This window comes from Maribacter sp. PR1 (assembly GCF_028464145.1).
Taxonomy (GTDB): Bacteria; Bacteroidota; Bacteroidia; order Flavobacteriales; family Flavobacteriaceae; genus Maribacter.
The window spans coordinates 129359-154182 of record NZ_JAQPCG010000008.1; the positions used below are offsets into that span (position 1 = coordinate 129359).

Annotated in this window: 23 protein-coding genes; 13 read left to right on the plus strand and 10 right to left on the minus strand. The window is 36.9% G+C overall.

What is annotated here, in order from left to right; genetic code table 11:
• Positions 1 to 26: 26 nt before the first annotated feature.
• From PP182_RS16845 to PP182_RS16855, 3 genes are all read right to left on the minus strand, one after another.
• Entirely contained in the window at positions 27 to 989 is a 963-nt protein-coding gene (locus PP182_RS16845; protein WP_272652435.1) for a TIGR01777 family oxidoreductase, read from the minus strand.
• Positions 990 to 1089: 100 nt separating this feature from the next.
• Positions 1090 to 1755, minus strand: a complete 666-nt coding sequence (mnmD, locus tag PP182_RS16850; RefSeq protein WP_272652436.1) for a tRNA (5-methylaminomethyl-2-thiouridine)(34)-methyltransferase MnmD — start codon at positions 1753 to 1755, stop codon at positions 1090 to 1092.
• Position 1756: 1 nt separating this feature from the next.
• On the minus strand, positions 1757 to 2239 hold the full coding sequence (locus PP182_RS16855; RefSeq protein WP_272652437.1) for a DUF4920 domain-containing protein: 483 nt from the start codon (positions 2237 to 2239) through the stop codon (positions 1757 to 1759).
• Positions 2240 to 2348: 109 nt separating this feature from the next.
• Between PP182_RS16855 and PP182_RS16860 the strand changes: the two genes are divergently transcribed.
• A complete protein-coding gene (locus PP182_RS16860) occupies positions 2349 to 3425 on the plus strand; it encodes a branched-chain amino acid aminotransferase (protein ID WP_272652438.1) in 1077 nt (358 codons plus the stop codon).
• 30 nt (positions 3426 to 3455) lie between these two features.
• On the opposite strand, the gene PP182_RS16865 is transcribed toward PP182_RS16860, so the two are convergent.
• Positions 3456 to 3842 carry a nucleoside triphosphate pyrophosphohydrolase family protein gene (locus tag PP182_RS16865; protein WP_272652439.1) on the minus strand — a complete coding sequence of 129 codons (387 nt, stop codon included), beginning with the start codon at positions 3840 to 3842 and terminating at the stop codon, positions 3456 to 3458.
• 624 nt (positions 3843 to 4466) lie between these two features.
• Between PP182_RS16865 and crcB the strand changes: the two genes are divergently transcribed.
• From crcB to PP182_RS16890, 4 genes are all read left to right on the plus strand, one after another.
• Entirely contained in the window at positions 4467 to 4838 is a 372-nt protein-coding gene (crcB, locus tag PP182_RS16875) for a fluoride efflux transporter CrcB (protein WP_272652441.1), read from the plus strand.
• A 292-nt stretch (positions 4839 to 5130) separates the two neighbouring features.
• Entirely contained in the window at positions 5131 to 5469 is a 339-nt protein-coding gene (locus PP182_RS16880; protein ID WP_272652442.1) for a P-II family nitrogen regulator, read from the plus strand.
• 29 nt (positions 5470 to 5498) lie between these two features.
• Positions 5499 to 6737, plus strand: a complete 1239-nt coding sequence (locus tag PP182_RS16885) for an ammonium transporter (RefSeq protein ID WP_272652443.1) — start codon at positions 5499 to 5501, stop codon at positions 6735 to 6737.
• A gap of 127 nt (positions 6738 to 6864) precedes the next feature.
• The gene (locus PP182_RS16890; RefSeq protein WP_272652444.1) at positions 6865 to 7905 is read left to right on the plus strand and encodes an outer membrane beta-barrel protein; all 1041 of its coding nucleotides are present in this window, start codon (positions 6865 to 6867) and stop codon (positions 7903 to 7905) included.
• A 62-nt stretch (positions 7906 to 7967) separates the two neighbouring features.
• On the opposite strand, the gene PP182_RS16895 is transcribed toward PP182_RS16890, so the two are convergent.
• The 3 genes from PP182_RS16895 to PP182_RS16905 all read right to left on the minus strand — a co-directional run bounded on the left by PP182_RS16895 (position 7968) and on the right by PP182_RS16905 (position 10694).
• A complete protein-coding gene (locus tag PP182_RS16895) occupies positions 7968 to 8621 on the minus strand; it encodes a DUF1684 domain-containing protein (RefSeq protein ID WP_330098004.1) in 654 nt (217 codons plus the stop codon).
• Positions 8622 to 8727: 106 nt separating this feature from the next.
• The gene (locus PP182_RS16900) at positions 8728 to 9987 is read right to left on the minus strand and encodes an alpha/beta hydrolase (RefSeq protein ID WP_272652446.1); all 1260 of its coding nucleotides are present in this window, start codon (positions 9985 to 9987) and stop codon (positions 8728 to 8730) included.
• 242 nt (positions 9988 to 10229) lie between these two features.
• The gene (locus PP182_RS16905) at positions 10230 to 10694 is read right to left on the minus strand and encodes an Lrp/AsnC family transcriptional regulator (RefSeq protein ID WP_272652447.1); all 465 of its coding nucleotides are present in this window, start codon (positions 10692 to 10694) and stop codon (positions 10230 to 10232) included.
• Between the two features lie 180 nt (positions 10695 to 10874).
• On the opposite strand from PP182_RS16905, the gene PP182_RS16910 reads away from it, so the two are divergent.
• From PP182_RS16910 to PP182_RS16940, 7 genes are all read left to right on the plus strand, one after another.
• Positions 10875 to 11204, plus strand: a complete 330-nt coding sequence (locus PP182_RS16910; protein WP_272652448.1) for a hypothetical protein — start codon at positions 10875 to 10877, stop codon at positions 11202 to 11204.
• A gap of 110 nt (positions 11205 to 11314) precedes the next feature.
• Entirely contained in the window at positions 11315 to 12160 is an 846-nt protein-coding gene (gene purU, locus PP182_RS16915; RefSeq protein WP_272652449.1) for a formyltetrahydrofolate deformylase, read from the plus strand.
• A 33-nt stretch (positions 12161 to 12193) separates the two neighbouring features.
• A complete protein-coding gene (locus PP182_RS16920) occupies positions 12194 to 12898 on the plus strand; it encodes a DUF4197 domain-containing protein (RefSeq protein WP_272652450.1) in 705 nt (234 codons plus the stop codon).
• A gap of 332 nt (positions 12899 to 13230) precedes the next feature.
• Positions 13231 to 14760 carry a helix-turn-helix domain-containing protein gene (locus PP182_RS16925; protein ID WP_272652451.1) on the plus strand — a complete coding sequence of 510 codons (1530 nt, stop codon included), beginning with the start codon at positions 13231 to 13233 and terminating at the stop codon, positions 14758 to 14760.
• A gap of 626 nt (positions 14761 to 15386) precedes the next feature.
• Entirely contained in the window at positions 15387 to 18599 is a 3213-nt protein-coding gene (locus PP182_RS16930) for a SusC/RagA family TonB-linked outer membrane protein (RefSeq protein ID WP_272652452.1), read from the plus strand.
• Between the two features lie 26 nt (positions 18600 to 18625).
• Positions 18626 to 20347, plus strand: coding sequence for a SusD/RagB family nutrient-binding outer membrane lipoprotein (locus PP182_RS16935; RefSeq protein WP_272652453.1), 1722 nt, complete (start codon positions 18626 to 18628; stop codon positions 20345 to 20347).
• Positions 20348 to 20367: 20 nt separating this feature from the next.
• Entirely contained in the window at positions 20368 to 21168 is an 801-nt protein-coding gene (locus PP182_RS16940) for a hypothetical protein (protein WP_272652454.1), read from the plus strand.
• 381 nt (positions 21169 to 21549) lie between these two features.
• Here the strand turns inward: PP182_RS16940 and PP182_RS16945 are convergent, their stop codons facing one another.
• The gene (locus tag PP182_RS16945; protein ID WP_272652455.1) at positions 21550 to 22413 is read right to left on the minus strand and encodes an alpha/beta fold hydrolase; all 864 of its coding nucleotides are present in this window, start codon (positions 22411 to 22413) and stop codon (positions 21550 to 21552) included.
• Positions 22414 to 22642: 229 nt separating this feature from the next.
• On the opposite strand from PP182_RS16945, the gene PP182_RS16950 reads away from it, so the two are divergent.
• Positions 22643 to 22837 (plus strand): hypothetical protein, encoded by a 195-nt coding sequence (locus PP182_RS16950; protein WP_272652456.1) that lies wholly within the window; start codon positions 22643 to 22645, stop codon positions 22835 to 22837.
• Here the strand turns inward: PP182_RS16950 and pyrF are convergent.
• A complete protein-coding gene (gene pyrF / locus PP182_RS16955; protein ID WP_272652457.1) occupies positions 22834 to 23661 on the minus strand; it encodes an orotidine-5'-phosphate decarboxylase in 828 nt (275 codons plus the stop codon). The genes PP182_RS16950 and pyrF overlap by 4 nt on opposite strands.
• 48 nt (positions 23662 to 23709) lie before the next feature.
• The gene (gene prfA / locus PP182_RS16960; RefSeq protein ID WP_272652458.1) at positions 23710 to 24786 is read right to left on the minus strand and encodes a peptide chain release factor 1; all 1077 of its coding nucleotides are present in this window, start codon (positions 24784 to 24786) and stop codon (positions 23710 to 23712) included.
• Positions 24787 to 24824 lie beyond the last annotated feature (38 nt).

The window sequence follows — 24824 nt, forward strand, 5'->3', positions numbered from 1 at the left end:
ATTTTTCCTTAAGATTTCGTTATGTCCTATGACGCATATTCCTCAGTTATTTCTTTGGATATTTTATGGCTGGAGTCTGATTCCTGATAAATGTCTTTTAAAGCCGAACAAATGTTCTGATACTCGAAAACAAATCCTTCTTCCTCTATTTTTTTGCTACTCACCCTTTGACTTGCAAAAAGAAGATATGACATTTCGCCAAGTATTGTTTTCATAAGTATTTTTGGGATATTTGGCAAGACTAAAGGACGGTTTAGAACCTTGGCGATTTCTTTAATCAGCCTGTTGTTATTAACTGGGTTAGGCGAAACACCATTAAAAACACCTTCTAGTTCATTTTCTAGTACGAAAAGAAAGATTCGTGCTAAATCAGATAAATGGATCCATGACTGCCATTGAAGACCGGAGCCAAATGCCGCACCTACATAAAATTTCACAGGCTTGGCCATTTGCGGTAATGCACCACCCTTATCCGACAATACTAAACCTATTCTGATTTTTGACACAATAAGTCCTAAACTTTTCAATTTTTCTGCCCTTTCCTCCCATTCAACAACCACGCGCCCGAGAAAGCTGTCGTCGACCTTTTTCTCATCCTCCTCATAATAATTGGAAAGAGAATTCGGATATATTCCAATAGCTGACGCAGAAATAATCGATTTTATAGCATGGGTCGGCAGTTGATTTATAGCCTGATATAAGGTTTCCAAAGAATCAATTCTGCTATTAAGAATTTGTTTCTTATTGCTTGATGTCCATCTTTTTGAAATACTGGTTCCTGCCAAATTTATAATTGCAGAAACACCTTCAAAACACCTAATATCTATTTCGTTTTTAGTAGGATTCCAATAAAACCCTTTTAACTCAGGCTCAGACACCAATTTACTCTTACTGGTAGTTAAAAAATTGACTATGTATCCTTTAGCTCGACACTGAGATACCAATTCTGTTCCTACTAATCCCGTCGCTCCTGTTATCAATATCTTCATATCTCAAAGATATTATATTCTTAACAGCGTGGTTATGGGTTTAATTTCGATTTAACAAAGATTGTCGCTTTTTAAGAGTAATTAACCGAAAGTTATGCTGCTAGTTTGGTTTGGTTGCCCTTAACATCTCCCTTTTTCCTGGTGGGCCAGGTAGCCTTTCAACATCAAACCCAACTTCCTGCATAGCTCTGCGTACACTTCCCTTAGCAGCATAAGTGACTAAAACCCCACCTGTCAGGAGTGCATTATACATCTTCTGAAAAATTAGAGCCGTCCATAACTCAGGTTGCACCCGGGCACCAAAAGCATCAAAATAGATCAAGTTAAATTTATGTACACTTTCAATATCCTGAAAATCCTTCTTTTCCTTTTTTAATTTGAAGTACGGTTTTAGAGTTATCGTCCTTTCCCAAGGAGATTGGTGAATCAAAATAAAAGACTCCTTGTGTGTATCAGCATCCAATTCCGAAACATAATTGAGCTCTTTTATTTCATTTTCCTCAACGGGGTAAGCCTCAACACCTGTATAGTTAATTTCGAGTTTTCTCCCTGGTGCTTCTAGCAATGTAATAAATGCGTTAAGTCCAGTTCCTAAACCTATTTCTAAAATTTTAATGGATTGTCCTTGGAACAATTCCAGACCGTTTTTTATAAATACATGATATGCCTCCTTTATAGCTCCATGCTTGGAGTGGTACTGTTCGTTCCAGTCCTGGATTTGTATGGTTTTAGAACCGTCCCCTGTAGTAATGATTTCCCTTTTCAAACTAATTTTTTAAGAGAACACCACTTGCCTCAAAACCAAACGTACGTTTTGGTTCCTTAATCCTGGCTATTTCCTCTTGGGTGGCACCTCCATCCTTTGCAAAGTGTTTTTGGTCGTCCACACTCATTTCTTCAACAAAGGCCAAACCATTTACAACAACTTCCTTACCGCTAATATCCTTTGGCATAAAAAAACCATAATCCTTAAAGCGTACCATTGCTTCATTACCATCATTGAGTTGTAAGGTCATCCAACATCCTTTTGCTTGACAAACCTCCAAAACCTTGCCCTTAAATTTGACTGAAACGCTATCTTTTACCTTAAGCTTTTCGTATTTTTCCAACATTTTGTCCATACTTACCACATCTATTTCAGTAAAAGAAGCTCCAAATGAGCTCTTAGCATCAATATTCACTGTATTATTTTGCCCAAATGCAGTAAAACCTGTAAATAAAAACACAAGTAAAATGTTAAAACCTTTCATATTTTTTAAAAATTAAATTGTAGCTACAAAACTCTTCATTTTTAGTTTAAAAAAGAAGGGCCGGTCAGGATATTTGATTAATTTTAATTTAATTAAAGAATATCATAGGATGAGTATAGAGACGAAAAATGTAAACGTAACTGTAGAAAAGGCAAAGACCTCCAAAATAGATCAAGTTGATTTCGACAATCTGAAATTCGGTTCCGTATACACAGACCATATGTTAGTGTGCAATTATAGAAATGGCGCTTGGGAAACTCCTAAAATTATGCCGTATCAACCTATTACTCTTGATCCATCAGCTAAGGTTTTTCATTATGGCCAAGCCATTTTTGAAGGAATGAAGGCCTATAAGGACGACAATGGGGATATTTTCCTATTCAGACCTTTGGATAACCAAAAACGCCTGAATATTTCAGCAAAAAGATTGGCTATACCTGAATTACCTGAAGAGTATTTTATTGAAGGGTTAACAACTTTGATTCAATTAGATAGCGACTTCATACCTACCAAAGAGGGTTCTTCCTTATATATAAGACCGTTCATTTTTGCATCTGGCAATGGATTTCATGCCTCTCCGGCAGATGAGTATAAGTTTATTATAGCATGTGCGCCTTCTGGTTCTTATTTCTCCGGAAAAGTCAAGGTACTTATAGAACAAACTTATTCTCGTTCCGCTAATGGCGGAGTTGGTTTCGCAAAAGCCGGAGGAAACTATGCCGGCCAATTCTATCCAACCCAATTGGCCGTAGAGAAGGGTTATAACCAAGTCATCTGGACCGATGATACCGAACACGAATACATAGAGGAGGCCGGAGCGATGAATATATTTATTCGTATCAATGATACTTTGATAACTGGCCCCACAAGTGATAGAATTCTAGATGGAATCACCAGAAAAAGTATTTTGGAAATAGCCAAGGACCATGGTATCCCAACTGAGGTGCGTAAAATTACGGTTACCGAAGTGGTAAAGGCGGCCAAGGATGGGAGTTTAAAAGAAATGTTCGGTGCAGGTACGGCCGCGGTTATCTCACCTATTTCAGCATTTGGTTATAAGGAAAAAGACTATGAGCTACCGGAACTGGAAAATAGTTATGCTTCCAAGCTTAAAAAAATTATTACCGATATTCAATACAATAAGTCGGAAGACAAATATGGTTGGCGCTTTAAAGTCAATAGTTAATATACTTAAAAGGGGCCAAATGGCCCCTTTTTATTTATCTAAAATCGTGGCTATATCTGGCTTAAAATAATTGGGCCCCTTTAAAACCTTTCCGTCTTCCCTATAAATTGGTTTACCATCTTCACCTAATTTGCTCATGTTACTCCGCTGAATTTCATTAAAAACTTCCTCTATTTTATATTGCATCCCATGCTCCAAAATGGTTCCGCAAAGAATATAAAGCATATCGCCCAAGGCATCGGCAACCTCTACAAGGTCATTATTAGAAGCCGCCTCTAGATATTCCTTATTTTCCTCGTCCATTAAGTTATAGCGCAGTTGGTTTTTGGAGGGGCCCAAATCTGCTTTCATTTCTTGAGATATTCCCAATCCAAAAGATTCATGAAAGCGTTGAACGGCATTGATTTTATTTTTCATCACTATTTGTTTTATAGTCTAAGGCTTACTAAAATTAACTTGTTCAGCCATTAATACGAGTTCTGGCAGATTTCACCCTAAATTTTACTGTTTTACTTTAGCTTTGCGTAAAAATAAAAAATATGTTCAGCACAGGACAAATTGTTTTTGCAACTTTATTTGCTATCACTTTCTCCATTATTATTGTTCTTATGTATAAAAAGGACCTAAGACTGCACCAAAAAAACTATAAGGGGGTCAAGTGGGTAGGAATATTCTTTATAATATTCTTAATAATTCTATTTTGTATTAAGTATTTACTTAAGAATTAACTCAAATTTTATATTCACCACAAAAATTAACGTTTACACAACAAAAAGCCTCTTTTTCACGTATAATATACCAAATAACGTAATTTTGCGTTATTCATCTACAGGGGCAAATATTATGATGACATTTTTTACAATCTTACTAGTCTTAATCGTTTTGAACGTAGCAATGGTCGTTACAAGTTTACAAAGTGTAAGTAAAAAGTCGAAAAGACCTACAAAGACCATTTCCGGTGATAGCAAAACTGTTATTTACCCGATCAATTTAATCACAGAGAATTACAAAAAAGCTGTTTAGTTCATACCTTTGTAGGGAATGAAACAGTTTTTGCTAATATTCATTGGTGGCGGTATTGGAAGTTTTTTACGCTTCCTTATTTCTAAATCCCTGAACTCCTACTTTCCAAATTTTTATTTAGGCACTTTTTTAGTAAACATAGTAGGTTGTTTTATTATAGGTATACTAATTGGGCTTACGGTTAAGAATAATTATTTATCTGAAAACCAAGTGCTACTATTGGCCACAGGATTCTGTGGTGGCTTTACCACTTTCTCTACTTTCGCTTTGGAAAGCCATATACTTCTTAAAGAACACTCCATATTTTATATGTCCGCATATTTGGGGCTGAGCGTAATGCTCGGAATATTTGCTATTGCCGCTGGACTTTGGTTATGCAAGTTGTTATGATTGCAACATTGTAACCTATATTTTTTAAAATTACATACTTTCTCTTCTTTTTAGCGATTTTCTAAACAATTCTCAACGAGAGACACCATTTTAGTGCATTATTATCAATTTTTGTTGAAATACAATGACTCAATTCGAGCACATTCTCAAAATATCACCTTTTAAATATAGATACCTATAATTTTAAGGGGGGTTAATTATTATAACTATAAAAATTACATCATTACCCCCTAAAATATGAGGGTGTTAATTATTTTAACATACATTTGAGGCATTAAAAACAAACAAAACAATGAAAAAAATCGAGGCAATTATCAGAAAATCCAAGTTTGATGAGGTCAAGGAAGCATTGCATCAAATCGAGGTCAATTTCTTCAGTTACTGGGATGTAACCGGAGTTGGAAATGAAAAACAAGGTCATGTTTACCGTGGTATATCCTACAGTACTACAGACATTCAAAGAAGGTATCTAACTATTGTAGTATCTGACGACTACGCTCAGAAAACTGTGGATAAAATATTGGAAACAGCATACTCCGGTAATGTTGGTGATGGAAAAATTTTCGTATCCGACGTGATTGAAGCTTACCGAATTAGAACTAAGGAAAGCGGATTGGCAGGTATCAACTAAGTAAAATCAACTAACTAAAAATTAAGAAAATGGACGCAGGATTATTTACAGCGAATAACATATGGATGATGTTGGCTACCGCATTGGTATTCTTCATGCATACAGGTTTTGCCTTTTTAGAGATAGGTTTGACCAGACAAAAAAACACAATTAACATTTTATTTAAAAACATATTTATCATTACCGGAGGCTTATTATTGTATTACGCCTTTGGTTTTAATCTTATGTACCCCGGTTTTGAAGATGGGGACATGGGAATTTTAAAATTTGCAGGTTTTGGCATTGCAGCTCCTGAGGGTGGAATGACCCCGGATTATGCGGATGGCGGTTATACATGGTGGACAGACTTCCTTTTCCAAGGTATGTTTGCGGCCACGGCAGCGACCATTGTTTCTGGAGCAGTAGCCGAGCGTATTAAAATTGGTTCCTTCATGATATTTACTATTATTTATGTTGGATTAGTATATCCAATAGTAGGAGCTTGGAAATGGGGAGGTGGATTCTTGGATTCTTGGGGATTCTACGATTTTGCAGGTTCAACATTGGTGCACTCAGTTGGAGGATGGGCAGCTTTGGTTGCTGTTGCCTTATTGGGATCTAGAATCGGGAAATTTGGAAAAGACGGGAAACCAAAAGCCATTCCAGGTCATAGTATACCTATGGCAACAGCTGGTGTATTAATCCTTTGGCTAGGATGGTTCGGTTTTAACGGTGGTTCCGTACTATCTGCTGATCCTGAATTAACCTCCCTAGTATTGGTTACAACAAGTTTAGCAGCCGCCGCTGGAGGATTCGGTGCGATGATTACTTCGACCATACTCTATAAAAATCTTGACTTAACGATGTTCCTAAATGGTATTTTGGGTGGATTAGTAGGTATTACCGCTGGGGCAGATTTAATGTCTCCAAATGAGGCAGTAATCATAGGCTTACTTGCCGGAATCATTATAGTGCTAGGTGTTGCCTTGGTGGATAAATTGAAACTGGATGATCCCGTAGGGGCTATTGCTGTTCACTTAATCTGTGGTATGTGGGGAACTTTGGCCGTAGGAATATTTGGAAGCATGGCCGGTATAGACCAGTTCATGACTCAATTATACGGTGTTCTAATCGTTGGTGCGTTCTGTGTCGTTACCTCTGGTATTATTCTGGGCATATTAAAAGCTACTATAGGCATAAGAGTTTCCAAAGAAGAAGAAATGGAAGGTTTGGACATTCACGAACATGGAATGGATGCTTACGCCGACTTCAGAATGAATCAGCACTAAGACAAATAATTTAAAAAGTATTAAACAAAAAACGGAGCGTTTTGCAGAACGCTCCGTTACATAACCCTTTCAAAAATTCAATCAATCATTTAACACTAATCCATAAAAGGATTTAAAATTAAAATTTATGAAACAGATTATAAATACAAAATTCGCAAAAAATATCTTTCTATCCGCATTGGCACTGTTTTCTACAGTAACTATAATGGCACAGGAAGAAGATACCTCTTCAAAGTTTAGTTTAAGCGGTTCAATTGACGCTTATTATAGAACAACCTTTAAAGATGGTGGAGATGCAACAACAGCAACACCAACTTCTTTTGCAAACCAAACCGGATTTGCTTTAGGGATGGCCAATTTAATTGGAACTTACGAAATGGGAAAAACAGGAGTGGTCGTTGATTTAGTTTTTGGCCCAAGAGGTACGGAAGCCACTTTTAACAATGACATTTTAAACGGTGTTATTAATCAAGCCTATGCGTATTGGAATGTATCCGATAAAACTACTCTTACAGTAGGTCGTTTTAATACTTGGGTAGGTTATGAAGTAATTGCCCCGGCAGCAAACTTCAATTATAGCGTTTCGTACTTGTTCTCAAACGGTCCTTTTTCGCACCTTGGTGCTAAGGCTGATTTTGCCCTTTCTGATGATGTAAGCTTAATGCTAGCTATTACCAACCCTTGGGACACCAATGATATCAGTGCTAGTGGCACCTACGCAGTAGGAGGACAGTTAGGCGTTTATGGTCAATTTTTGAACGCCTATTACGATGGTGGCGGACAAGGTGGCCTTGGTTTTGAAATTGACTATACTGGTGGTTTTGATATTTCAGAAGATTTCTTCTTTGGTATTAACGCTGCTTACAACAGCAATTCAGAAACTGACAGTGGATTCTACGGTGCCGCTATTTACCCACAATTTACCACATCGGAAAGTTTTGCCATTGGTTTAAGGGGTGAATATTTTGCTGCCACTCAAGATGGTTTTGATGATGTTCCAGTTACAGCTCTAACGTTGACGGGAAGTTTTACTAAAGAAAATTTAATTCTTAAACCGGAAATCCGCTTAGACAGCTTTGGCAGTGATAACGAGCCCTTTTTAAACAGTAACGGTGAGGCGACAAACAGTCTTTCTTCTTTTGCTCTTGCCGCTATTTATTCTTTCTAAGTGAAAAGATAACAAGGACTAATTATAAATAAAAAAACCCCGACGGTATCGTCGGGGTTTTTTTATTCTTTTTTGAAGTCTTTGACACCTGCTAAAATTTGTATTGGCAAATGATTTACAGCCGGTACAAGCGGACAAGAATACTTTTTATTGTAGGCACAATAAGGATTGTAGGCCTTATTGAAATCTAATGTTATTACTTTTTCTTCTGGTATTCGTAAATCCATATAACGTCCACCACCATAAGTTTCTTCCCCATTGGTCAAATCGGTAAAAGGAAGAAAAAGATAATCCTCATACTCTTCCTTCTGCATTAATTCCGAGTTTTGGTAAACCTCCAAACTATATGGTTTTCCATTTAGTTTAAACTTAACTTTGGCATAAACTACCTCTTCTGATTTTCTATCCGTTGTGGTAGGCATCAAAAATGGTACAGCCTCGGGAGTTCTAATGAATTCAGCTTCTACAACCCAACTTGTATCCGGTGGAAAAAAATCAAGACTCTCAAAATCCTTGCGAAATCTATCTGGTAAGGGTGATTCTTCCGGGTTTTTAAATTCTTCGTTAAGCTCCTGTTGAAAAGCCAAAATATCCGCAAGTTTATCGGTAGGTGCCTTGGCTACTAAATCAGGTTTTGTATCGTGATATTTTTTTTCTCCCTTACAACCCATTGAGAGTAATATCAAGAGCGCAACCCATAATTTAGATATTTTCATCATCTCGCTTTTTCACAAAAATACAATTTCCCATTTATTTCGATAGTCGCGAAAGTTCGTCAAAAATTAAGTAGTAATTTGTCATCAACATAGCAGTTTAAAACTGCTATTCCTTAGGAATTTCATATCTAGAATCATTTAGGTATTTTGCAACCAACGCATTAAATTCTGGCGTAATACGAAGCAGAGCCGTATGTTCTAAATCATATAATTCATTGGTATTATTATAACCTGTTTTTAATAGCTCTTCCAAATAAAACATGGCAGTACCATAATCCTCAATCAAGGCACTGTAAGAAATAATTTTTAAATAATACTCATGATTCTGTGGCTCAGTAATTGTCTTCAACATGTACAAGAAGTTCAATGCCTCCAGATCAATCTCTTTATCTGTGGCAATTAGGTTTATGCTGTCAGAAATCAAAGCGTTTAAAAACCCCCTTAACCTACTTGACATTCTTTGCTCAAATTCATTCTGGCTTTTATCCATTTTGTCCAATTCGGACATTTGAAAGTTCCACCAGCCTAAATTATTGTAGTTATAGGTTAAAATATCTTCTTCTAAATAATAACCATAATCCTCTTTTGTCAAAGTTTCCTTTAAAAAATAATTTCTTTCAAAACGCTTTTTTGCCCTGTAGATTTTACTTCTTCGAAGTATCTTTCTGGAGGTTTTCAAAGAGTCCCAATTTCCCAAAGGATTGTATACCGCAATGGCATTGTCCAAAACGTTCTCTGCCAACAATGGCTTGTCTTTTGCAAGTAAATTATTGGCCTTAATTAACGAGTTTTCAAAATAATGCTCTGTAATACTATCGTTTTTCATTATATTTCCTTTCGCCATAGCAGATAAAGTGAATGACCGTAACGCCCTTGTAAGTTCATCCTTTGGAGCCCACTGATGCTCACCTTCAAAAACTATCAGCAGATTGGGAAATTTAAGTCCGTCCAGCACTTCCTTACTTTGCATTATTTCCCTATAATTATAATCTGACCTACCCGCAATTCCAATAAAATAAAACGGATTTTTACGCACGAGGACCTCAGTATTGGCAACTGCAGCTCCACAGGAAAGTACACCACTAATGTCCCTAATAAAAGTTGGCAGTAGTGACGCGAACCTACCTCCGTCACCTATTCCGCCCACGTAACTTTGTTCTTTATGTATAGGTAGAATTTCATAAACCGTATTAAGCATTCTATTTGCAATAAGTACATTTTCTGAAAGGCTTACTGTATCCCTAACATTATTTGAACTCGCCAAAATATATCCTTCTTCCTCTGCAGCTACCGTAAACATTGACATTGTTTTTTTACTATTTCCATTCATATCAAAAAGAAACAGGACCGGCCAGGCCTTGGACATATTAAATTTTGTGGGTAAGTAAAGGGACATTGTTTCTAAAGAATCACCCTTAATTGCCAAACTATCATTTATAATACCCTTCGCTATTTTAAGTTGTTGAGAAAAACAGACTAATGGTAAAACCAAAAAAAACAGAAGTATTTTCTTTATCATATTTAAAATTACATCAAAAATCTCGCCAAAAATTAAAGTACATTTTAAAAATTAGTTTAATACTTTGAGAAATTAGTATTAAAAATTTATTATGATTGCTCCGCCCTTCTCACTTTGTTTATTGGAGCATTGGCAATAACCTGAGAAAGTACGATATTGGTTCTGGTCTCGCCATACTGAATAAGTTTATCAATGAATTTTTCTAAATGAAATTGATCTTTTATAACTACTTCCATAACTATATTTTCATTACCCGTAATTCTATAGCAGTTTACCACCTCATCGAACGTATTTACAATAGCTAAAAAAGGTTTGAGTTTTCCCATGAAGGCCCTCAATGTAATTATGGCTTTTAGTTGATGTCCTGTTTGAGCATATGAGACCCTTGCATGGTAGCCAGTCAATATACCAAGATCTTCCATTTTTTTTACCCGCTCCCCTACCGCAGGTGCCGTAAGGCCAATAGACCTCCCAATATTGGCAAAAGATTCCCTTGCATTGCCCTGAAGTTTTTCCAAGATTTTCCAGTTAATGTCATCTATCTTAGCATTCATAAATTATTTGGCTTATATCTTTCTATTCAAAATTAAAATTACAAAATAACTTTTGATTATAAAGGTAATTATATCAAACCTGTAGTAATTTTAAGTTTACAAAGTTTTATAAAATCTGCCGTGTCCCACAAAAATCTTAGACATATTCCTGTTTACAAAAAGGCCCTGGAACTCTGCCGGATGAGTAGGGAAATTGCCTCTTATGTATCTTTTAATAAAGATTTGTTGCGATTATGTGAAAGTAGCAGCCTAAGAGATATTATGGCCAATTCCATTCTTACGGACGCTATTTTAATTCCTCAAAAAATTGCCTTGGTGGAGGCCTCTCCTTCATCCAAGGAACGTATGCATAATCTTTCCTATATTAATATAATTATAAGAAATATTAACTCATATTGTCTTGGATTGGAAAAAGACGGTGTTAAGGAAACAGAATATATAAATCTACTTCGCTCGGAATTAAAAAGTTTTAGAAAATATTATCGAAAATGGAAAGTTTCCATTAGATAACTTCCTTTATATTTTCACATTTTATCCACTTAACAATATTAAACCTAACATATTTGGGAATCTAGACTAATTAATAATGGTTTATTTTTGACTTCTTTAAATACATTGTTTTGAAAGTCATAATTTTAATAAACTGCCCGGACCAGACCGGCATTATAAGTTCCGTTACAGGTTTTATCCATGCTAACAATGGAAATATTGTATACCTGGACCAACATGTAGATAAATCTGCTAACGTATTTTTTATGCGATTGGAAAGTGATTTTAACAAAGTTAATTTGAAATCGCTCAAAAAGAATTTTGATGCTCAACTTGCGGACAAATATAATATGCAATGGAGTTTACATACGGACAATAAAAAACCCAGAATGGCAATTTTTGTTTCCAAATACAATCATTGCCTCTATGATTTATTAAGCAGGTTCAATTCTGGAGAATTACCCGTAGAAATCCCTTTTGTACTTAGTAATCACCGCGATTTAAAGTACGTTGCGGACCAGTTCAACCTACCCTATTTTCATGTGCCCATGAATAAGGAGAACCGTGATGAGAGCGAAAAGAAACAAATAGAACTTCTCGAAGAATATAAAATTGACTTTATAGTTCTTGCCAGATATATGCAAATAGTGAGTGGACACCTAATTCATAGATACCCTAATAAAATCATCAATATCCATCATTCTTTCTTACCTGCTTTTGCGGGTGCAAAACCATACCATGCTGCCTTTGGTAGAGGGGTGAAAATTATTGGAGCAACAAGCCACTATGTTACCGAAGAATTGGATGCCGGTCCAATAATTGAACAAGACGTAACTCCTGTTTCGCACATTCATACAATTTCAGATTTTATAAGTAAAGGACGTGATTTGGAAAAAATTGTTCTTTCTAGGGCGGTTAAACTGCATGTCAATAGAAAAACAATGGTATACAACAATAAAACCGTAATTTTCTCGTAATTCTTAGTAATCTAAAAGAATTAAAACTAGAACATGAGAAAAAATTTCGGATTGGTCGTACTTGTTTTATTTATGGCATCCTGTAATGAATTACAACAGGTAGTAAATCAATTGCCTTCCGGTACTACACTAGGAAATGCAGAAATTGCAAATGGCTTAAAATCCGCACTTGAGAAAGGTATTTCCAAGCAAGTAAGCAAGCTCACAAAAACAGATGGGTTCTTTAAAAACGAATTCGTAAAAATCCTTTTACCGGAGGAACTACAGAAGGTCGATAAAACCTTGCGTGATGTTGGGTTGGGCAATTTGGCAGACGAAGGCCTCAAAGTATTGAATAGAGCCGCCGAAGACGCAGTTTCCGAGGCTACCCCAATATTTGTTGATGCTGTTAAGGGAATGACTTTTCAAGATGCCAAATCCATTTTACTTGGTGAAGATAATGCTGCAACCAACTTTTTAAAGCAAAGAACCCGGACGGCACTTTATGACAAGTTCAATCCGGTCATAAAATCTTCATTTGAAAAAGTTGGAGCCGATCAAATATGGAACAACCTAATTAACAGATACAATGCGATTCCTTTGACCAGTAATGTTAATCCGGATTTAACCGATTATGTAACCAAAAAAGCGTTGAATGGGGTTTACACCATGATAGCCATTGAAGAAAAGGAAATTAGAAACAACGTAGGTTCCAGAACAACGGAATTACTCCGAAAAGTATTCGCCCTACAAGACTAAAATTATTTTTACTTTCCTCACAATATTACACATATTGTTGCGTTAAAATTTTATATATCAGTGAATTAATGGTGAAGCCACCAATAGTTATAATTCTTATTTTCAAATTTTTGAGTTAGTATTTTTTGAGTTAGTTAGTAAAAACCGGTGGGAGCACCGGTTTTTTTATTTTCCACTATTTAACCTTATTACGCTACCACATATCTTTAAATCAGCGGTACATTAAAGGTAAATTATTATCGGGGTTTACTATTTTAAGAGGCTTTTAAGATTTGTATCCCATATTATGATTAATTTAAGACTTTGCTAATTCATCAATCTAATAATTAATCATGCTACAAATAAGAATCTTAATCACATTCTTACTTCTAAGTAGCCACTCGTATCCTATAGTACCGATAGGAATTGAAGGCGTTACTAAGGAATTTCATAAAAATTCCAGCGAAGTAGGTTTAGAAAAAGCCGAAATTTTATTTTTGGACCACAGATACCCCGAAGCGATAGAAAACTATATAGAGGTCCTTTCTAAAAAAGAAAATGACAATTCATTAATCTTAAAAAGAGTAGCCCAAAGCTACTCCGCTTTAAACGATCCAACAAACAGTGCAGAATTTATTGAGACCTATCTCAAATCCGATTTCAATACAGATGTCTTTGCAGATTCCTGGTTTGATAATATTAGAGATACTCCCGAATTCGTTGAAATATCGGAAAAATATACACCACAATTCAGTATCTGGTCCTTTATGTACCTGTATGTTGCCCTGATAGGGTTTTATATTTCCGTAATTATTCATTTTAATAGAAAGGTTGATAGGATTGCAAAAATCTTGATCAGCAGTTTTATTTTCATCCACTCTTTTTTTATCCTTCATATCTGCCTTAATATTACGAACTACCAATATCGTTTTCCTCATTCGTATTTAATGTCAACCTGCTTTTCATTCTTATATGGACCTTTATTATATTTCTATTTTAAAAGAATTACCAAACAATACAAATTCAAGAAAAAAGACTTTTTACACTTAATCCCAACCGCTCTTTTTTTAATCTATATTCTTCCAACCTATATGTTATCTGCAGAGGAAAAGCTTGCACTAATGGTGGGGAGAACTGAAAATGGTCTAAACCCGGGAGACTCTTCAAATCTTGAAATTATTGTTGCCCTTAAACTTGTTTCTCTAATGGCATACGGATTCTTCATTAGAAAATTGTACTTGAGCTATAAGGAACAAAAAGAAGAATCCAACCATGAAAGCCGTATTTGGCAGCGTAATATCTATTGTATTCATGTGGCGTATATCTTTTGTTATGCGGGATATGGAGTACTCATAAGCAACAACGTAATTTCTGGATTCCTTTATCATTCCCAAGTAATTTGTATGGCACTCATGGTCATGTATATTGGATATTGTGCCATTGTCCAGCCCGATGTTTTTAATGGGACATCTTCTATAAAAAATCTTTTCTTCAAATATGAAAAATCTGGATTAACAAGTAGTCTATCCAATGAACTTCGGGACAATCTAATCAGGCTATTTGACCAAGAAAAAATTCATAAGGAGAATGATTTGAATCTGGAAAAATTAGCAAATAAATTAAATACGACAAGGCACAATGCTTCTCAAGTTATCAATGAACATTTTAATATGAATTTCAATGAAATGGTAAATAAATATAGAATAAGCGAAGCCAAAGAGATTTTTAATTCAGACTTTCAGAGAAACCTTAATATCATAGACGTTGCTTACGAAGTAGGTTTTAATAATAAAGTCACCTTCAATAAAGCATTTAAAAAGGATACACATCTTACTCCAAGCGAATACCAAAGAAGAATATTTGCAGAAGCCGTTCAATCGTAAAAGATGAGTAATCTAAGGTCGGCTACGTAAACGTTTATAGGTATTTCCCCTATTTTATTCAAGAGGGTGTTTATTTGAACATAGTAATTTATCATAAAAGCAGCTCTGAATCCATTCTTCTTTTGGAAATTATTGTTTAAAACCTTAAGAGTTTTGTTTGAATTAGTCATCAAACCCTTCAGGGCTGCAAATTACTTGTCTTTAATCTTCTGTTATTTATATAGGCGCTAATACTCAAGTACCACTAAATATTTCGATTATTCACAATATCCCTGCTCAAAAATTTTGAGATTATCACCATACCATCACACTCATTGCCATATTAAAAATATAACGCAAACCGTTCCAATTGTTATAAAACGTAAATCAATAGTAAAGATTTATCGGAACAGTAAACGTTTATAGGCATTTCCCAAAATAAAGTATAGACCCTGTTTCTTTGGGATGAATGACTAATACAACAATAGCTCTTAGACGGTTATGTCCTAAAACAGTTTCCACCCATTATTTAAAATGTGATACGCACCAAAAGGATTTTAACCCCAAAAAGCTACTACTTGTATACAAGTGTTCTTAGCTAACTCATTTAAATTTTTAAGTATGAAAAAAAATGTATTTGGTTGTTTATGCTTTTTCTAACGGGAATCACCTGGGCATATTCACAACAAAAAACCATTACGGGTAACGTAGTAGATGAAGGAGGGGTTCCTTTGCCTGGTGTCAACATATTGATTAAGGGCACCACCTCCGGAATTCAGACCGACTTTGACGGGAACTATGCCATTGAGGCTTCTCCCGGTCAAATTTTGGTGTTCTCCTATATCGGACAACGCACAGTTGAACGAACTGTAGGAGCCGAAAACGTCATAAACATTACAATGATTGAGGATACACAAGCTTTACAAGAGGTTGTTGTAACTGCGCAAGGAATTGTAAGGGAAAAACGTTCGTTGGGTTACTCCGTAACAACCGTGGAGTCGGAAAAAGTTGAATCCAGACCAGAGGCCGACATTGGGCGAGTCTTAAGCGGTAAGGTTGCCGGAGTAAATATCACTTCAAATAATGGCCTTTCGGGTTCTGGTACCAACATCATAATTCGGGGGTATTCTTCCGCAACGCAATCAAACCAACCCTTGTTTATTGTAGATGGCATTCCTTTTGATTCGGGAACCAATACACAGAGTAATTACTTGGACGGCAATACAGAATCTAGTAGATTTTTGGATATTGACCCCAACACTATTGAAAGTGTAAGTGTTTTAAAGGGTTTAAGTGCTACCGTTCTTTATGGTAATAGAGGTAGAAATGGTGTAATATTGATTACCACTAAAAATGCAAGTTCCGGCGAGGCAAAAAATAAAAATGAAGTTACAATAAGTCAATCTGTATTCGCATCAAAAGCCATACTACCAAAATATCAAGATAATTACGGTGGTGGTTTTCATCAAGGCTTCGGATTTTTCTTTAGTAACTGGGGGCCAAGGTTTGATAGAACAGATGATGACGGAATTGCAAATGCAGGTCAATATATTGGTGATGCAAGCAATGGAAGTGCATTACTACAACATCCCTTCAATTATATTGCCGACCCTTCATTGATTGCTGGCTATGAGGATTTATTGAATCAACCTTACGAATACAAACCTTATAATGGTGTAGAAGAGTTTTTCAGGACAGGATATGTGTACAGCACTTCCGTAAATATACGTGGGGGTTCAGAAAAAATAAATTTTAATGCCAATTACGGAAGAACGGAGGATGCCGGGGTTACCCCAGGAAACAATCTACTTAGAAACAATTTTAGTATTGGAGGTAATGCGACCCTTAGTAACAACCTTACAGCTTCAGGAGTATTCAATTTCATAAGAACGGGTTACAAGTCCCCACCCAATGCAGTGAGTACGGGTAGTGGTGCAGCTTTTCAAGGATCCGCCATATTTGGCGACGTTTTGTACACTCCTAGAAGCGTTGACCTTACCAACCTCCCTTTTCAATCAGCTGATGGAAGAAGCCTTTATTATCGTTCAGGAAATGATATCCAAAACCCATATTGGACCGTAGCCAATTCCAAAACTTCACAAAATACCGATAGATTCTTAGGGAATATGTCCTTGAACTACGCATTGAACGATTGGTTGAACCTATCTTATAGAATGGGACTAGACACCTATACGGAGATGAACTCCTATGGCCAAAATAAGGGAGGCGTAGACGGCCCATCATTGGGGATATTGAGAACATCCGTAGTAAGAAACTCAATTTGGAACCATGATTTGGTGCTCAGTGGAAATAAAGACTTAACGGAAGACCTTAATCTTCAGGCAACTTTAGGAGCAAACAGTAGAAGGGATACTTTCTCACAAGATGGACTAGAAAGTACCGGTCAATTAGTTTTTGGGGTGCTTGAGCATTATAATTTTACGACACCTTCTTCAATCAATTCATTTTCAACCCAGAATATGAATCAAGACTTTGAGGAGAACCTGGTAGGTCTATATTTAGATGCCACTTTTTCCTATAAGGATTTTCTTTATCTAAACGTAGTAGGAAGAAATGACTGGTCCTCTACCTTGGAAAGGGAAAATAATTCTTTGTTCTATCCCGGAGCTAGTGTTTCCTTTGTTCCAACCGCAGCCTTTGAAAAACTACAAGGTGATGGTCTAAACTATATGAAACTCCGTTTTGGATATGGTTCTTCTGCAGGTTTTCCAACACCATTTAATACAAGGGACGTACTTACTTTAGGGGCAAGAAATCTCCTGGATATCAACGGTAATGTAATCTCTGGAAATACTGTTTCCAACACTCTGGGCAACCGAAGCTTAAGACCTGAAAAGGTAGAAGAGCTTGAGGTTGGTATTGACACCCGCTTTTTTAATCGATTAAACCTAAACGTAAGTCTTTACGATAAGACTACCACGGACTTGATTACAAACAGGACGTTAGATAGTTCTACTGGATTCCTTAGCACTTTTGTAAATATTGGTGAAATAAAATCTCAAGGTGTAGAGGTTGATTATGATTTGGATATCCTTAAAGGAGGTGAGAATCGATTCGGTTTCAACATTGCAGGGAACTTTACGGCAAACGAAACCATTGTTACGGATTTAGCCGAGGGAACCAACAATATTCTATTAACGCAGGCCATTTCTGGTGAAGCTGCCAATTATGCGGTAGAAGGAAGGCCATTCGGAGTCTTTCTGGGAACTACTTTCCTTAAAGACGATAATGGAAATAGAATTGTAGGGGGCAATGGACTTTACCTGGTGGACAACAATATTTCGGAAATTGGAGACCCAAATCCAGATTGGACCACTGCCCTTATACCTACATTCACTTACAAGGGAATCACTTTATCGGCAAACTTACAATACCGACATGGTGGTGATATTTACTCGGTAACTTCTGCAGCTCTTCTTGGTAGAGGTACGGTAGATGCCGATAATCCCATTGATAGAGAATCGAACTATGTTTTACCGGGCGTTCAAGCAGATGGCACGCCTAACAATGTAGCCATAAGCTCAACCGAATTCGGTTTCAACACTTACTTTGGAGGGGATATCAATGAACTCAGTGTATTTGACGGTACAACCATAAGACTTCAAGAAGCTTCTCTAGGCTATTCCATCCCTAAAAAGATGTTGGAAAAGACACCGTTTGGTAGCCTTTCCTTCACATTATCCGGATCAAACCTTTGGTTTAGGGCCGTGAACTTTGAAAGTACTTTGAACTATGATACCAATGCATCAAGTACAGGCGTCGGGAATGGTCAAGGGATAGACTTTATTACAGGACCTTCTACAAGAAGGTACGGTTTCACCGTTAGGGCATCCTTCTAATAACTATGAAAAACAAAAACAGTATTATGAAAAAAACATTCAAAAAAGTTGGACTGTTACTGTCCAATATAGCAATGATATTACTCCTTGGTTGTGACACAACGGAACTTTCCGTAGTACCGAGTCCTAATGCCTTGAACCCAGAACAGGCCAGTGTTGATTTTTTCCTGAATCAGATACAACAACAGGTTGCGGAAATACACTCCGGGGAGGAAGATAGAAACGAGAACGGCCTTAGTCAATTTGGCATGCAACCCGTTCGTATGCTCAACGGCGGTGGCCCTACCTACAGGGAACTTAATGATCCTGATGATTTTGACAGAGTTTGGGATAATGTTTATGCACGGGCATTAATAGATATACGTACAATGAACCCTATCGCCGAAGAAGCTGGTCAGTATACGCATATTGCGATAGGTCAAATTATGGAGGCCTATATGATGATGTCCATGGTAGACTTTTTTGGGGATGTTCCCTACTCTGAAGCTGTTAGCGGAGGGGAAGGCATTCTAAACCCTATCGTTGATTCTGGAGCATCTATATATGCCGCCGCAGACCAACTATTACTTGATGCTATTTCTAATTTGAACCGAGAAGAAATTGCTCTACCTACCAACGACCTTTATTACGGTGGTGACGAAAGTAAATGGATCAAGGCCGCCAATACCATGAGGTTAAAATTATACCTTCAAACTAGATTGGCCAATGAAGAAGGTTTTGGAGCATCAGCATCGACCAGTACCATAAATTCATTGATTTCTGGAGGACAATTAATTTTAGAATCAGAGGATGATCTTCAATTTCAGTGGGCTACGAGTAATGCCGCCCCGGATAGTAGACACCCTTATTTTGCAGCCAATTTCGATGGTCAAGGTCCAAGTTCCGACTTCTATATGTGCAACTATTTCATGAACCTATTAGCGAATCAATATAATGAAGCGGATCCAAGAATACGCTATTATTTTTATCGTCAGGTCGGTGACTTTTCCGATGCCGATGTGGTTACTAAGGAATGTGTTACTGAAATTTCACGACCATCTTGGTGGGGTGGCGATTTACCCTATTGTCTTGTGCCGAATATAAACGGTATCGATGGACTTTGGGGAAGAAACCATTTAGATAATGATGGTATTCCACCAGATGAGCAATTTAGGACCGTATTTGGTGTGTATCCTGTGGGTGGACCATTTGATGACAACTCCTTTAGAAATGTTTCCGGTTCCGCTGCCGTTACAGAGGGCTTGGCAGGAGCAGGTATATCCCCTTTCCTTATGTCATCTTACACCTATTTTATGCTTGCCGAATCATCATTGACTCTTGGGACCACAGGTGATGCAAGAACCTATCTTGAAAATGGAATTAGGGCATCCATCAACAAAGTAATGTCCTTTGGTTCCAGTCTTGCGGATGGAAGTGGGTATGTCCCCACCACTGAAGCAATAGACAGTCATATCGACAATATTTTAAGTGCCTATGATGCTGGTTCCGATACGGACAAACTACGTATCATAGTGGAACAATACTTCATTGCCCTTTGGGGAAATGGAATTGAAGCTTACAATACTTATAGAAGAACGGGACAACCCGATAATTTGACACCGGGATTTTTCTTGGAAGATACAGGTACTTTTCTTAGGTCTAACTGGTACTCACAAACTGCATCAGATAATAATACGAACATAACCCAAAAAGCCGCTCCGGACACTCCCGTATTTTGGGATACAAATTCTTCGGGCTTTGTTGATTGATAACTATAAACAAAATAAAAATGAAAAGAAATATAAACTCACTAATTGGCTTGCTATGTATCTCTATATTCATGGTGAGCTGTGAAGAAGAAGACAAGAATCCATTGAACTTATTGGAACCGGAGGATAGTAAGGCCCCATATGTAAGGATTGTAGTAGATGAAACCATAGTAGCTGCAGGTGATATCGCAACCAGTTCCTTCAACGGCACCGTTGACGCTCTGGATAATAATGTCAGCTCATGGGAGTTAAGTGTAAGTAGGGAATCTGGTGGGGTAGCAAGTGATACCATTCCTTTGACAACCATAACTAGTTTTCCTAGCGAAATATCCATCCCATATACAGATATAGCAGAGGCGTTGGGTATAACCACGGATGATATATCTGGAGGGGATTTTATACGATTTTTAGGCCGGTCTACTGGATTGGACGGTTCTGTTTTTGCCTTTGAAAATTTTACCGGCAGTATCACTGGCCAACAAGAACAAAGACAGGCCTATAATTTTATAATACTAATTAAGTGTTCGCCAATAAATGACGCAACGGTTCCTGGAATCTGGACGATCGATATGCAAGATTTATACGGCGATGGTTGGGATGGTGCCTTTGTCACGTTTGAAATTGACGGTGAAGCTACCAATTACACTTTTGGAGCGGGATCGGAAGCATCTTTTGAAGTTGAAGTTCCAGCAGGCACATCAAATCTAGTGATTTCATACACCAGTGGTGCTTTTGAAGAAGAGCATGTTTATACCATAACAACACCTGATGGCGATGTTCGCGGACCTTTTGGTCCTAACCCGTCCCCTTGTATTAACTAACCAATCTTTAAAACGGTTGGAGTAAGAGAGTCGCTCCTATTCATCAATCATCAATAGGGCGGCTCTTCTTTAAATATTTAATTCTTTGAACTAACTACAGCAATAAAAATTGAATATAAAATCATTTGAATTTTAACTAGAGCAATACATAATCAGATTGTTAAATATCAAAAATTTATTATGTATTTATCAGGAAAAGCAAAGAAGAACAAAAAGTTATCATAATTATTGGTAAAAAATTGGTAAAATTTCATCGGATAAGGAAATGTTTATAGGAATTACCCGTTCAATAATTAAAACTTAGTTTATTTGTTGTAACAATTTAAATCAATAGTAATAATAAAGCAGCTCTGAGACAATTTTAAGAAAAGAATTTCTGTCTTATTTTTTAGAGTGGTTATTTGAATTAGCTATCAATACCTCCTCAGGGCTGCAATTATTAAAAGAATCCTCCACGCTCAAAGAATCCTCCATACGGTTTTCCATTCCAACCAAATATCCTATTACCATTTTATTAAATAAAATGGGCTGCTCCAAATTGACAAAATGACCACAATCTTGAATAACAAAAAGTAGCTTTCCGCTATTTTCAGAGGATATTCTTTTTACGGTAGGAAGGAATAAATAGTCTTCCTCTCCCATAATATACAATGTCGGTACATTAGATTCCCCAGAATGTAGATATTTCAAAACCGGTTTCAATTTTGATGTTAATTGGGCCCATCTATTAAATTGCCCTTTTTTCCATCCTTGGGATTGCTCAATGAAAAATGATCTAGATTCCCTATTATTTTTATTAGGTAAAAGCAGGAATACAAAAAACTTGAAAAGTGATTTCGACGAAAAAATGGATTTGGAAATTGCTCTCATTTGTAAAAGTGTACGAAAACGAAAGCTTAGTTTAACGATCGCACCCGCAAGAACCATACTTTTGATTCGGTTTGGATATTTTTCAGCTAAATTTCTTACAAACACGGTACCCAAAGAAACTCCAATGAAATGACTTTTAGGAATATTATTAAAATCTAGAATCCTAAGAATGGCATTGGTAATAGCATCTATATTCAAAACCTCATTTCCCTCAATGGTATTTTCACCCTGAGCTATATCCAACACCAATACATTATAGTGCAGTTTAAACTCTGATAATTGTTTTTGCCATTGCGAGCTTATTCCTCCAGCCCCGTCTATAAAAGTGACCCAGGGCGAGGAAATACTATTTAGGTATGTAAAATGGCTCAGCAAATTGTTTTGTTCTTACCTATTTAAGGATAAGCCACACAATGTAAATATTCTTTTATAATTGATAGATAATAATTACAGAATTTTAACCTTTAATCGGGCCTTTTTTAAATTTTAAGTAAGCTCAGTGTTAAAAAAAAGACAAATTACCTAATAATTAGATGTTTAACATGGTAGGGTGACATCCAAAATGTGATTCTCCCCGTATATTTGAAAGAACAAAATTACTACTATGGAAAAGCAATATTGTAAAGTTGGATCAGTAACGCCAATAGCAGCAAAACCAAACGTTATTACCTTATTGGAATATCAATATCAAAATTTTGTTGATAAAGCCTCTAAAATGGAGTATTCCAATACTAAATTAAGGGAGTTTTTTGAGCAGAAAGCACAAAAAATTCAGAAGTCATTGGAAGGTTTGGTTTAAAGTAAATTTCTTTTTTCCAATTCTTCCTGCATCTTACTTTGTAGTTGTAGTGCCTTTTCTTGTGCGGCCTCGGCAAAGTCTTTTCCTGAAGATGCATAAAGGATACCTCTAGAGGAATTTATAAGTAAACCTATGTTGGAAGAAATTCCATATTTGCACACCGCTTCCAGGCTTCCTCCCTGTGCTCCAACACCGGGAACCAATAAAAAACTGGTTGGTACTATCTCGCGAATTTTTGTCAAGTATTCTGCCTTGGTAGCTCCCACCACATACATTAGATTGTCCGCCCCTTTATATGATTTGGAAATCTTTAAAACCTCTTTATAAAGTTCAGTTCCCTCAACTTTTTTAGTTTGAAAATCGAAAGCCCCGGCATTAGATGTTAAAGCCAATAGAATCGTATGCTTGTTTTCAAAGGAAAGAAAAGGCTCTACAGAATCCCTACCCATGTAGGGAGCGATGGTAAGAGCGTCAAAATTTAAATTCTCAAAAAAGGCTTTGGCATATCTGGTAGACGTATTCCCAATATCCCCTCTTTTTGCATCTGCAATTGTAAACTGTTCAGGATAGTTGTCATTTAAGTACTTAATAGTACGCTCAAGGGATTTCCAACCCTCAATCCCGTATGCTTCATAGAAGGCTACATTGGGTTTATAGGCTACACATAAGTGATGTGTAGCATCAATAATAGCTTTGTTAAATGAAAATATAGGGTCCTCTTCGTTTATAAGGTGCGAAGGAATTTTATCCAAATCTGTATCAAGTCCTATACACAAAAAAGATTTTTTCTTTTGGATTTGATCAACTAGTTCTTGGGTGGTCATAAGTCTATACTATGCGTAACAATCGGTCCGGGAAAGACACCTGCAAAATTAAAATATTTCCGAAGCCTCTTTGAGTTTCTCTGTATTTTCTACCAAGCTCAGCTCATCAATAATCTTTTGGATATCACCATCAATAATGTTGGAAAGATCATAAAGGGTAAGCCCTATCCTATGATCTGTCACCCTACCTTGTGGATAATTGTAGGTTCTAATCTTAGCTGAACGGTCGCCACTACTTACTTGAGAATTTCTCTTGGCCGCGTCCTCCTCTTGCTTTTTTGCAAGCTCTAAATCATACAACCGAGATCGTAACACCCTAAAGGCTTTGTCCTTATTCTTATGTTGGGATTTTTGATCCTGACATTGTGCCACCAAACCCGTTGGAATATGGGTCAAGCGAACCGCAGAATAGGTAGTATTCACCGATTGGCCGCCAGGACCTGAAGAACAGAAAAAGTCTATCCTTACATCCTTGGGATCTATTTCAACATCAAAATCCTCTGCCTCCGGCAACACCATAACGGTTGCGGCACTGGTATGCACCCTACCTTGGGTTTCTGTCTGTGGAACTCTTTGTACTCGGTGTACACCAGCTTCAAACTTTAACGTACCGTAAACATCAGCCCCTGTGACTTCGAATTGAATTTCCTTGTAACCACCACTCGTGCCTTCACTTAAATCGATCACGTTAGTTTTCCAACCTCTACTTTCGCAATATTTGGTATACATTCTAAAAAGATCACCTGCGAAAATACTGGCTTCATCGCCTCCAGTGCCTGCTCGAATCTCCATTACTACATCTTTGGCATCTTCGGGGTCCTTTGGTATGAGCATGAACTTAATCTCATCCTCTAGTGCTGGGAGCTTTTCCTTGGCTTCTTCTAATTGCATCTTGGCCATCTCCAACATTTCCTCATCTGTTCCGTCAGCAATAATTTCCTCTGCTTCAGCAATATTGTTGGTATATTCCAGGTATTGATCCCTTTTGGCCATTAAGTCCTTTAGGTCCTTATATTCTTTAGTAAGTTTTACGTAACGGTCCTGATCCTTAATAATATCAGGCTGGATTATTAGGTCCGAAACCTCATCGAATCGTTGCTTTACAATGTTTAATTTGTCTATCATTATCAACTACACTTGTATTGCGAAATTACAATAATTTT